This is a genomic window from Oceanobacillus kimchii X50 (assembly GCF_000340475.1).
GTDB lineage: Bacteria > Bacillota > Bacilli > Bacillales > Amphibacillaceae > Oceanobacillus > Oceanobacillus kimchii.
In genome coordinates this window covers 2,327,468-2,339,457 of sequence record NZ_CM001792.1, presented here as the reverse complement: position 1 = coordinate 2,339,457, position 11,990 = coordinate 2,327,468, and the positions used below count along the sequence as shown (strand labels likewise).

12 protein-coding genes and 1 rRNA gene are annotated in these 11,990 nt (G+C 33.6%); 9 read left to right on the top strand and 4 right to left on the bottom strand.

Annotated elements, in window-relative coordinates; translation table 11 throughout:
- Nucleotides 1-29: 29 nt before the first annotated feature.
- A 5S ribosomal RNA gene (gene rrf, locus C794_RS12195) occupies nucleotides 30-145 on the top strand.
- A 538-nt stretch (nucleotides 146-683) separates the two neighbouring features.
- Here the strand turns inward: rrf and C794_RS12190 are convergent.
- From C794_RS12190 to C794_RS12180, 3 genes are all read right to left on the bottom strand, one after another.
- The gene (locus C794_RS12190; RefSeq protein WP_017797418.1) at nucleotides 684-1,862 is read right to left on the bottom strand and encodes a dicarboxylate/amino acid:cation symporter; all 1,179 of its coding nucleotides are present in this window, start codon (nucleotides 1,860-1,862) and stop codon (nucleotides 684-686) included.
- A gap of 129 nt (nucleotides 1,863-1,991) precedes the next feature.
- Entirely contained in the window at nucleotides 1,992-2,177 is a 186-nt protein-coding gene (locus tag C794_RS12185; RefSeq protein WP_017797417.1) for a hypothetical protein, read from the bottom strand.
- A 73-nt stretch (nucleotides 2,178-2,250) separates the two neighbouring features.
- Nucleotides 2,251-3,516 carry a BaiN/RdsA family NAD(P)/FAD-dependent oxidoreductase gene (locus tag C794_RS12180; protein ID WP_017797416.1) on the bottom strand — a complete coding sequence of 422 codons (1,266 nt, stop codon included), beginning with the start codon at nucleotides 3,514-3,516 and terminating at the stop codon, nucleotides 2,251-2,253.
- Nucleotides 3,517-3,716: 200 nt separating this feature from the next.
- Between C794_RS12180 and C794_RS12175 the strand changes: the two genes are divergently transcribed.
- The 6 genes from C794_RS12175 (at nucleotide 3,717) to C794_RS12150 (ending at nucleotide 9,382) form a co-directional block, all read left to right on the top strand.
- Nucleotides 3,717-5,333: a putative polysaccharide biosynthesis protein gene (locus C794_RS12175; protein ID WP_017797415.1), complete on the top strand. Its 1,617-nt coding sequence runs from the start codon at nucleotides 3,717-3,719 to the stop codon at nucleotides 5,331-5,333.
- A 10-nt stretch (nucleotides 5,334-5,343) separates the two neighbouring features.
- Nucleotides 5,344-6,054: a pseudouridine synthase gene (locus tag C794_RS12170; protein WP_017797414.1), complete on the top strand. Its 711-nt coding sequence runs from the start codon at nucleotides 5,344-5,346 to the stop codon at nucleotides 6,052-6,054.
- An 18-nt stretch (nucleotides 6,055-6,072) separates the two neighbouring features.
- On the top strand, nucleotides 6,073-6,642 hold the full coding sequence (gene thpR / locus C794_RS12165) for an RNA 2',3'-cyclic phosphodiesterase (protein ID WP_154648746.1): 570 nt from the start codon (nucleotides 6,073-6,075) through the stop codon (nucleotides 6,640-6,642).
- Between the two features lie 12 nt (nucleotides 6,643-6,654).
- Nucleotides 6,655-7,581 carry an NERD domain-containing protein gene (locus C794_RS12160; RefSeq protein WP_017797412.1) on the top strand — a complete coding sequence of 309 codons (927 nt, stop codon included), beginning with the start codon at nucleotides 6,655-6,657 and terminating at the stop codon, nucleotides 7,579-7,581.
- On the top strand, nucleotides 7,554-8,501 hold the full coding sequence (locus tag C794_RS12155; protein ID WP_077596608.1) for a diacylglycerol/lipid kinase family protein: 948 nt from the start codon (nucleotides 7,554-7,556) through the stop codon (nucleotides 8,499-8,501). The genes C794_RS12160 and C794_RS12155 overlap by 28 nt, the downstream gene beginning before the upstream one ends.
- Before the next feature lie 68 nt (nucleotides 8,502-8,569).
- Nucleotides 8,570-9,382 (top strand): phosphotransferase family protein, encoded by an 813-nt coding sequence (locus C794_RS12150; RefSeq protein WP_017797410.1) that lies wholly within the window; start codon nucleotides 8,570-8,572, stop codon nucleotides 9,380-9,382.
- Here the strand turns inward: C794_RS12150 and C794_RS12145 are convergent.
- Nucleotides 9,374-9,661 (bottom strand): YtzH-like family protein, encoded by a 288-nt coding sequence (locus tag C794_RS12145; protein ID WP_017797409.1) that lies wholly within the window; start codon nucleotides 9,659-9,661, stop codon nucleotides 9,374-9,376. The genes C794_RS12150 and C794_RS12145 overlap by 9 nt on opposite strands.
- Nucleotides 9,662-9,735: 74 nt before the next feature.
- On the opposite strand from C794_RS12145, the gene trmB reads away from it, so the two are divergent.
- Nucleotides 9,736-10,377 (top strand): tRNA (guanosine(46)-N7)-methyltransferase TrmB, encoded by a 642-nt coding sequence (trmB, locus tag C794_RS12140; RefSeq protein ID WP_017797408.1) that lies wholly within the window; start codon nucleotides 9,736-9,738, stop codon nucleotides 10,375-10,377.
- 214 nt (nucleotides 10,378-10,591) lie between these two features.
- A complete protein-coding gene (gene uraA, locus C794_RS12135) occupies nucleotides 10,592-11,851 on the top strand; it encodes a uracil permease (RefSeq protein WP_017797407.1) in 1,260 nt (419 codons plus the stop codon).
- The last annotated feature ends 139 nt before the right edge of the window (nucleotides 11,852-11,990 follow it).

Here is an 11,990-nt window from a genome sequence, read left to right as displayed (position 1 = left end):
ACAATCCTAAATAACAACAGACCAATTAGTCTGGTAGCGATAGCGAAGAGGCCACACCTGTTCCCATGCCGAACACAGAAGTTAAGCTCTTCAGCGCCGATGGTAGTTGGGGCTTTGCCCCTGCAAGAGTAGGACGCCGCCAGGCAACGATAAAAAGACGGATTAGCTATTAAGCTAATCCGTCTTTTTATCGGGAAAATTTAAACTAAACTAACATACATAAATATTATTTTCGAGAATACTCATGTGAGAAAATATATCGCTTTGATCATACGTGACATCCACTAATCTATCTATCATAGAAACAACATGTTATCTTGTTATTTGTGACTAAATATCATCTATTTGCGCTCTATAGTGAATGTCGTAAAATAAAATCATCCTCCTGCTCATAAAACTTCTATTACTACCTTCTATAATATATCAAGATATCTTAATTATAAAATTGATTTAAATAAGTAAAAGTATTATTTTTTCATTCTCTATGGATGGCAATGTTTTTCTTATATATTTCCTAGGTTAGTAGCCTTATCTATCTAAATTAACCTATAATTTCTTTTTTATTATAATTAGTTTTTAATGTTAATTTTACTCTTAACCCAACACTTATTTTAGTGTGAATAAAAACTGCCTTTCCCTACGTGAAAAGCAGTTTTAGTAAGTTATCTTAGTGAATAATCTAATTAAGCATCATCATTTGTTATTTTCCACTTATTATTTATCGAATCTGCAATACTGGTAATTGCTCCATCTCCTGTCACATTACAAGCAGTTCCTAAACTATCTTGAGCAAGATATAATGCAATCATTAAAGAAACCATTGTTGGTCCAAAGCCTAGCATAGTATCTAATAATCCAATAGCCGCCATTACAGCACCACCTGGAACGCCAGGTGCAGCGATCATTGTTACTCCTAATACAAGTAAAAATGGCAATATAGAACCAATTGTAGCGACTGATCCTTGTAAGAACATTACAGCTAAAGCACAACTAGTTATAGTAATGGTACTTCCTGATAAATGGATGTTTGCTAAAAGGGGTACAGTAAAATCAGCAACATTACCTTTTACATGTAATTTTTTTGTGTGCTGTAATGTTACCGGAATGGTAGCAGCAGAAGACTGTGTACCTAAAGCTGTAAAATAAGCCGGTATCATCCTTTTAAGCATACTAAATGGATTTTGTCGACTTAACGTTCCAGCAATAGTATATTGAAATATCAGGTAAATAATATGTAAAACAATAATCATTGCAAAAACAACTGAAAAAACACTTAAAATGGATGCTACTTGACCTGCATAAGTCATATTTGTAAAGATTCCAAAAATATGAATTGGTAACAATGGAATAATAACTTTTTGTATAACTAGTTCAATGATAGACCTAAAATCAGTCATTACTCTTAACAATGAATCGTTTTTAATTGCTGCAGCTCCTATACCTAGTACAAAGGCTAATATAAGTGCAGTTACCACTTCTAAGGGTGGTGTTAGTTCAAAAGATAAGAAGCCAGTTTCTAAAGCGCTGCTTGGGTCATCAAACATTTTTAGACTGTGTCCACTTAATATTGTTGGATACAAGGACTTAGCAAATAAAAATGCTATAATTCCTGCAATTATTGTAGAAATATAAGCTATAAGTGCAGTAATGCTAAGAAGTTTTCCTGCACCTTTCCCCATATACCCTATACCTGGTGCAATAAAACCAATGATAATAAGAGGTATAATGAATGTTAAAAAGCCACCAAAAATGTCATTAAAAGTAGCAAATAATCGTACCAGCCATTCATTGGCAAATGTTCCAAAAACTATACCAAGAACTATGGCTAGGATGATTCGGATAAGTAGTCCAAATTGTTTCATGATGGTTTCTCTCTCCTTAATTGTATGATGTAATTATTCTAACAATTATACACATAATTATTTCTATATGCTAGTATATAAAAAGGAAAAGAGGAGTATATATTGTACTCCTCCGTACCCGTGTTTGACTTAACTCATTCCAAACGGTCCCATTTGTCCACTATTACCATTATTGCCTCCACTATCTGATAAAAAAGGCGCGAATTTTTGAACGGTTTGTCCAATGTTTTGATTGTTTTTTGTCATGGTGTAGTAAGTTGCAGCTCCCATACCTACAGACGCAATAATTGGTAACCATTTACTTTGATTATTCAAGAGTAAATCACCCTTTCTATAAAATATCAGACATTTATAGAATGAACGTATAACAGTTATTTCATAAGCGGTATCAATTGGAAGTGATGGATGCTTTTGCAGCATTCATTCCAGCTAATCGGCCAGTTACAAGAGCAGAAGTAATGTTATAACCACCTGTATATCCATGTATATCAAGAATTTCACCACAAAAGAATAATCTGTCCATTACTTTCGATTGCATTTGATTTGGTATAATTTCCTTAATTGAAACACCACCGCCTGTTACAAAAGCTTTCTCTATTGGTAAAGAACCGTTTACTTCGAAAGTGAAATGTTTAATATCATAAACAAGATCATTGATAATTTCATTGGAGATATTTGCACATTTTTGCTCGTCTGTTACATCATATTTAACTAATAAATATTCCATGAATCTTTCTGGAACTATTCCTTTTACACTATTTTTAAATGCCTTTTTTGGATGAGTTTTTATTTGATTTTTCATCCATTGTAAGATTTCTTGTTCTGGTTTATCGGGGATAACGTCTAAATGCATCGTTACGGAATCTCTTCCTCGCATTAGCTCTTTTACAACAAATTGTGAACATCGAAGAACGGCGGGACCGGATACTCCGAAATGAGTAAAAATCATATCCATTTTATGCGTAATTATTGCTTTTCCTCGTTTATTCCATACACTTAGATTAACATCTCTCAAGGAAAGTCCCTGTAATCTTTTTTCTTTAATAAATGATTCTTTTGAGGTTAAGGCAACTTCAGTGGGGTATAATTTGGTTATTGTATGTCCGGCAGCTTTTGCCCACTCATATCCATCCCCAGTGGAACCAGTATGCGGTACTGCCTTCCCACCAGAAGCGATTACGATAGCAGTTGTTTGAATGTTTGTATGATTATCTAATTGAATAGTATGCTGTGTATCTCCATAGGAAATGGAATGTACCTTTGTACTCATTTGAATCGTTACATTTAAACGTTTTAATTCATTTATTAACGTGTTAACAACATCCATCGCTTTATTAGAAGCAGGGAACATTCTGCCATGATCTTCTTCTTTTAATGCTACACCCAAATTCTCGAAAAAATCAATAATGTCATAGTTGTTAAATATGGAAAAGGCGCTATAAAGAAATTTTCCATTACCTGGAATGTGTCGTATAACTTCTTCTTGAGGTAATCGATTACTTACATTGCATCTACCTCCGCCAGATATAGCAAGTTTTTTACCAAGTTTTTTTCCTTTTTCAATAAGAAGTGTTTTTGCTCCATGCTCTGCAGCTGATAAAGCTGCCATTAAACCAGATGGACCACCACCAATTACAGTTACATCATATTTCAATTATCTTCATTCCTTTCTATAGTATCGTACCATTTTCCAGAGTCAAAGAACAAATACCAGTATAATTGTCAAAAAATCCCCTTAAGTGAAGAATCTTATATAAGAAAGGTATTTAAAAGTATGATAAAATTGATAAGTATTGAAATACATAGAAATGAAATATCTAACGAGTGAATCGTAATTGTGGGTGAACTATTAAAATGTCAAAAATGGTACGTGGAACGATGCTTCTATCGGGAGCATCGTTTTTATCCAAGTTTTTAGGAATGATTTTTGTAATTCCATTTTATGCAATTGTCGGTGATGCTGGTGGGACGTTATTTGCCTACGCTTACACACCTTATAGTATATTTATTAGTCTCTCTACTGTAGGCATTCCACTTGCAGTGTCAAAATTTGTATCAAAATATAATTCATTAGGTGATTATGAAACCGGGATGCGAATGTTTAAGGCCGGAAGTACATTAATGCTATTTACTGGCCTTGTAGCATTTATTGTTATGTTCTCAACAGCTGACTGGATAGCTAGTTTACAAATTAGAGGGGATAATTCAGCTATTACCTCTAATGATGTTGCTTACGTTATACGTATGGTTAGTTTCGCTTTAATCATAATTCCAGCAATGAGTATTGTACGTGGTTTTTTCCAAGGTCATCAATCCATGGGACCGACAGCTGTATCGCAAGTCATTGAACAAATTGTTCGCATCTTATTTATATTAGGTGGTTCATACGTAATCGTCTTCGTATTGGGGGGGTCTAAAACAACAGCAGTAGGCTTCTCTGCTTTTGCTGCATTATTAGGAGCACTGGCCTCATGTGTAATATTGTTTTTATATTGGAAAAAAAGAAAATCACATTTACAAAAACAAATCGATGCACAACGTTATACGTATGATTTAAAAACAAAAGATTTATTTAAAGAACTTTTTCGGTATGCAGGTCCATTTGTATTAGTCGGATTAGCTATACCGTTATATCAGTTAGTCGATCAATTTACATTTGAACCAGCGATGAATGCAAGTGGTAGAGAAGATGAATGGATACTGGCCTCTTCCGTAATCATGAACTATGGCCATAAAATAATAATTATTCCAATGACAATTGCAACAGGTTTGTCATTAGCAATGTTACCGTCCCTTACAGAGGCCTTTACTAAAAATAAACGAGAAACGTACACAAAGCTTTTAAATCAAGCATTACAAGTAATTCTAGTATTAGTTGTACCTGCTTCAGCAGGGATAGCAATGTTATCTGGTGAAATTTATGGTTCATTATTTACAATGGATGATTTAGGTGCAAGAGCGGAATTAATGGCTTGGTATGCGCCAGTAGCATTATTGTTTGGATTTATAACAGTAACTGCTGGAATGTTACAAGGGATTGATCAGCAAAACTATGCGGTTATTAGTTTACTTACTGGATTATTAGTAAAAATACTATTAAATAATCAATTTATTCACTTGTTTGGCGGAAAAGGTGCTATTCTTGGAACTGCATTAGCCGCTTTAATTGCAGTTATCATGAATTTATGGAGATTGAAAACGACAATCGATTTTTCGTTTAAACAAACGATAAAACGGACGATGCTCATTACGATATTTACTGCAGTTATGTGTGTGGTAATCTTGATGTTAAAATTAGTTCTTGGTATTTTCTTACCGTTCCAAGAGGAGAGATGGGCTGCGATTGTAATGCTTATCTTTGGAGTGACAGTAGGCGGAGTAGTATATCTACTATTAGCTTATAAATCAACGTTATTAGAGCATGTATTTGATGGAAAAATACCGCTTATTGGCCGATTTATGAATAGATAGGAGGGAAATCATGCGGTTGGATAAATTACTCGCTAACATGGGAGTCGGTTCTCGTAAGGAAGTGAAGCAATTACTAAAGGCGAAGCGAATAACAGTAAATGAAGCCATTGTCAAAGACAATGGAATGCATGTAGACCCGGAGCATGATCAAGTATGCGTTGATGAAGAATTAATTACTTATCAAAAACATATTTATCTTATGATGCATAAGCCACCTGGTGTAGTATCTGCGACTTCTGATAAACGAGATCGGACAGTAATTGACTTATTATCAGCAGATGAGAAGAAGTTTGATCCGTTCCCTGTAGGTAGACTAGACAAAGATACAGAAGGACTACTATTAATTACGAACGATGGAGAACTTGCTCATCGGTTAACTTCACCAAAAAAACATGTCGAGAAGGTATATATTGCTTATATAAGTGGTGAATTTCCGGAAAATATCATGGAACAATTTCAAGAAGGATTAACATTAGATGATGGGTATCAAACGAAACCAGCTAAATTGGAAATAGTAAATAAACAATCAAATAAAGTTAAGGTAACGATAACAGAAGGGAAGTACCATCAAATTAAGCGAATGTTTATTACTGTTGGTTGTAAAGTAACCTATTTAAAAAGGATTCAGATGGGAAACCTACAATTAGATGAAAGTTTGCCAATTGGTAACTTTCGCCCATTAACGGAAGATGAATTACAGTATTGTAAATCATTAAAGTAGTAAATAAGTAAAGAGGAGGTGGAAATATTGGCCCATTATTTTATTGGTATAGATTTACCTAATCATGTCAAACAAAGTTTAAATGATGTTCAACGGAAATTTCCAACCTCCTTTTCGTATAGACAATGGACACATAAATCTGACCTTCATATAACACTAACATTTCTAGGTGAATTAGACGATAAACAATTAACTTATATAGAATATTATCTAAATAAATTAAAAAAGAGGCCATTTTTTTTAACGATGGATCAATTAGGGATATTTGGTAATCATGAGAAGCCGAGAGTATTATGGGCAGGCCTTAAACACTCTCATGATTTACATGAAATTTATCGACAGATTAGTAGTATGTTAACACAAATGGAATTCTCCATAGATACTCGCCCATATCGACCGCATATCACTTTAGCTAAGAAATGGAATGATCCATCTAATAATTTAGATAGTAAACAATTTGAAATGATGCAAAAAAATGTACAATCTATAGCAACGAGTTTTGAAGTAGATACTATCCATTTATTTAAAATCTTTCCACAGCAAATGCCAAAATACCAAAAATATAGGAGTTTTCCATTACGTGGTTAAGGGGATGTAAACATGGCGCAATTAATCAAATTACAAGATTATATATCACGTTATGAGTGGGACACTTATCGTTATCCTACGCAATATATACGTCAAAAAAAAGATCAATGGGAAAGGCTTTATCAAATATGGCAGCAACCAGAGATGGATAGGGAAAAAGTAGATGAACCTGTAGAGACATCAAAAGAAGGAATACTCCAAAGGTGGAAAAAACGTATAAGAAGAAAAGATATCTATGTAGAGTCAATTGAATCAGAAAATCATGGAAAGGAAGATGCGTATGAGTCTTTACCATCTTCTGAAAAAGATCTTAAGCATTATTTTTTGGATCAATTGTTTGATATACAAATGAAATGGGCAACTTCTACGGTCTCAAGAGTATCAGTAGTAGAATCAAAATTTTATCATGATGAACTTCTTCGTTTTTTATTACAACGTTTCCCTGATACATACTTCGTCATGTACATGCCTGTATTTGAAATAAAACAAGCTCCAGTAGAATCAGATATACTTTTAATTAGTCCTTTAGATGTTGAAATAATACATTTTCTTGAAGTAGAGAAAGAAGCTGTAATTATGGCTGGCGAAGAACGTACATGGACTGTGACTAGAGGAGAAGATAATGAACGAGTTATTAACCCATTAATTTCTTTAAAAAGGTCAGAGAAATGGATTCAAGGCATCCTGCAGCTACACAATATAGACATTCCGGTTAAGAAAACGGTAATTTCTCGAACCAACCGTATTTTATATGCAACAGCACCATATCAAACAAAGGTGGTAGATCGGGTAGCTTTTGAAGGATGGCTAAATGAAAAAAGAAACCTTTCATCTCCATTAAAAAAAACACAACTACATGTAGCTGAGTGTTTATTAAAACAATCAATTTCTAATTCAATTCGACGTCCTGAATGGGAAGCAGAGAACACGGAAAGCTAATGTTTATATTTATTGTGAATCCGACAGCTGGAGAGGGAAGAGCAAAGTATATTTTTTCACAGATACAACAAATGGAACAATATCGTACGCTGTTAGAAAAAAAGGTATATTTTACAGATTACCCAACTCATGCAGAGATAATAGTGAGAGAAATTTTACATGAATATAATAAGAAGCTAAAAGGATTATTTATTGTTGGTGGAGACGGAACTATGCATGAAGTAATAAATGGTTTAGATAATGTAAATAATCATATCCCCATTTCATTCATTCCCAGCGGTTCAGGAAATGATTTTGCTAAGGGAATTAATTTGAAAAAACACGCTTTAAAAGTCGATGCTTTCAATCAACCAATTGATTATTGGTTTTGTGTATATAAAACCAATAATTGCATTCGAAAAATGGTCAATAGTCTAGGTTTTGGATTCGATGCTGAAATTACCGAGAATGCAAATAGTGCAAGATCAAAAAAGTATTTTAACTCATTAGGGATAGGAAAAATGGTTTACTTAGCTTCTCTTGTAAAAGTTCTGCGCACATATAAGCCTAAAAATATGCAGGTTTCTATCGATGGAATAACAAGAAAGTTAAATAATTGTTGGATGGTATCTATTGGTAACCATCCATATTATGGTGGAGGTTTAAAGATATTACCTCATGCAAAGAATAATCGAAATAAAATGTATGGTATAATCATTCACACAATACCTAAATGGAAAGTACTTCTATTATTTATATCGGTAATTTTTGGGTGGCATCGTTATTTTAAGGAAGTTGAGTTATTCGAAGCTGATACGGTCGAGGTATTATCAGATAAATATATTTGCTATCAAGTAGATGGACAGACAGATTATACTGTTAATTGTAAAATAAAAAAAGATAAAAATCCAATCTCAGTTATAATAAATAAAAAGCAATAATTGTATTTTATATGAAATCTAGATACAATGTATAATTGAACGCTAAATTTGAAAGATGTGAAGAAGTTATGATTAAGTGGCTTGAGCAAGCTCTAGGCACAGGGTGGAATATTACTCCAGCAGGAGGTCTTACTGGGGATGCTTTTATAGCGGAAAAGAACGGGAGACGTTTATTTTTAAAACGTAATTCTTCACCGTTTCTTGCTGTATTATCTGCTGAAGGAATTGTTCCTAAATTAATTTGGACGAAACGTATGGAAAATGGTGATGTCATTACCGCACAAGAATGGTTAGAAGGTCGTTCACTAAATGTTTATGAAATGCAACAACAAAACGTGGCTGATTTATTAAATAAAATACATCACTCTACAGAGCTTTTGCATATGCTGCTAAGAATGGGAAAGAAACCAGTTACTTCAGATGAAAGTTTAAAATCAATAAAATATAAACTTGATAAACAAGGGATGATCGATAGTTACAGTGAAGTAATAGAGGCTATCCATTATTTAGAGAAATTGTTACCGGAAACTCGCGACCAGCAGCTCGCAGTATGTCATTGTGATATAAATCATAATAACCTTATACTAACAAGTGAAGAAAATATCTTTTTAGTTGATTGGGATAATGCCATGATTGCTGATCCAGCAACAGATATTGGTATGCTTTTAAAATGGTATTTACCAAAAGAAGACTGGGTTCCATGGTTAAAACAATATGGCATAGAACCAAGCCAGAATTTATTTACTCGCATGTATTGGTATTTATTACATGATTCCCTCCATTTTTTAAGTTGGCATAATACAAGAAATGAACCGGAAAAGGTTCGCCAACGTCTATGGGATTTACAGGAATTAAATGATCAAATAAGAAGTTTATTTTAAGTTAGTTTGTTCAATTGCATTTATCCAATGTTTTATATTATTTTTATTTGAACTTACATGATCCGGCAGACTTTGTGCTTCTTCGCCTTGTCTGCCATAATTATATATTTCAGGCAGAATAGTAAGAAGTTGTTCATCCGTGATTTGCTCTCGGTCAAGTATGGATTGAACAAGCCTTCCAATCTGTTGACACTCACTTACTGAAGCACAGCATTCTCCGTGTTGTTCGTCAAGTATGTCTGATAGTAACGCTAATTGATTGGATATATTTAATGTCATATTTATCACCTCTTAAGTAGTTTTTTCTGAATAAAGTTTTCTATACAAAATGAAATAAAGTGAGGGAATACAGCATGAGGCAAAGAAATAAGCCGTGGGCAGACGAGTATTTACAAGAAAAAAATCATATTGTTATTAATGACCCAAAGAGCAATAAGGGAAATTGGAATCAGCTTTTTAATAATAATAATCCAATTCATGTAGAAATTGGGTCGGGAAAAGGACAATTTATACTGGGAATGGCAAAGCAGCATCCAGATATTAATTTTATTGGAATAGAATTAGCAAAAAGTATTATTGTTTCTGCTGTTCAGAAGATAGATAAAGAAAGCTTAGCTAATGTATTTATGTTAAATGAAAATGCGATAGATGTGCGTGAAATGTTTGCTGATGATGAAATCTCAATGATTTACTTGAATTTTTCAGATCCATGGCCGAAAAACCGACATGAAAAGCGACGCTTAACATATGAACGCTTTTTAAATCAATATCAAGATATTTTGTGTACTAATGGAGAAGTAATATTAAAGACAGATAACCGAGGATTATTTGAGTATTCTGTAGTAAGTTTTTCACAATATGGGATGAACATAAAGGAATTGAATGTTGATTTACATGCTATAGAAGACGAAACAAATGTTATGACAGAATATGAAGAAAAATTTTCTGCAAAAGGACAACCGATTTATCGTTGTAAAGCAGTGTTTGAAAAATAATCCTTGACTTTTTCTCGAATTTTGTCATAATTAGAAAGAAATATAGTCACCTTTAAATCAGTCCTGTGAGGCTGGTAAGGTTGTGCGGAAAAGAAAATTATAGTGGAAGCAAACATAGCATACATATATGCGTTGATGTTTCCTTTTACTCTCACTGCACCTTGCCATCTTTTACAGGCGGGGTGTTTTTTTATATAAGGGGAGTGTGAGGACAATGAAAGATAGAGAAATACAAGTAGATGAACGTTTACCTTTATTACAGAGCTTGCCTTTAAGTTTACAGCATCTATTTGCGATGTTTGGATCTACGGTTTTAGTACCTATTTTGTTTGGTGTTGATCCTGCAACGATTTTACTAATGAATGGTATCGGAACATTATTATATATTTTTATAACAAAAGGAAAAATTCCTGCTTATTTAGGATCAAGTTTTGCATTTATATCTCCAGTAACAATGGTAATAACTGAAGGTGGAGGATATGGTGCTGCTTTAGGAGGATTCTTTGTAGTAGGTTTAGTTTTAGTCATTATTGGATTAATAGTTCGTTATGCTGGAACTAGTTGGATAGATGTTATATTTCCTCCAGCAGCAATGGGAGCAATCGTAGCTGTTATTGGATTAGAGTTGGTGCCGACAGCTGCTGATATGGCTGGTTTATTACCGCAAGCAGATGTGCCAAGAGATACTACCGCGATTTTGGTATCTTTAATAACTTTAAGTGCGACGATTATTTATTGGGTGACAATGCGTGGATTTTTGAAAATAATTCCTATCTTATTAGGAATTATAACTGGTTATGCTGTAGCTACAATGTTTGGTATTGTAGATTTCGGTGCGGTTGGAGAAGCGTCATGGATACAAATGCCAACTTACTATCAAATTGAATTTAATTGGTCAGATATATTAATCATCTTACCTGCAGCGCTTGTATTAGTACCAGAGCATATTGGTCATTTAGTAGTTACGGGTAATATTGTGAAAAAAGATTTAGTAAAAGAACCGGGTTTAGATCGTTCTTTATTTGGAAATGGATTTTCAACAATGATTTCTAGTTTTCTAGGGTCAACGCCCAATACCACCTATGGTGAAAACATCGGAGTATTAGCTATAAGTAAAGTATATTCTACGTGGGTAATTGGAGGAGCTGCAATAATTGCTGTATTACTATCGTTCTGTGGTAAATTAGCCGCACTTATTTCTTCTATACCTACACCAGTAATGGGAGGAATTTCATTACTATTATTTGGAATTATTGCTGTCAGCGGGTTACGTATGTTAGTAGAACAGCAAATTGACTATAATAAATCTCAGAATTTAATTTTAACATGTGTAGTCCTTGCTATTGGAGTAAGTGGTGCTTCCATCAATATAGGGTCGGTAGAATTAAAAGGTATGGGTCTAGCTACAATTGTAGCAATTGTTATAAGTTTATTCTTTAAATTACTCGATGTATTAAAATTATCGAATGAGTAATCCTGGAGTTTCTAAAGCTTTTAAATAAAAAAAACCTGATGATCCAAATCATCAGGTTTTTCTATTGCACCTTTGTCGTCTTTAATGGTACACTAATATAGTTACATCATATTGATTGATTTTATATATACTATTCCTA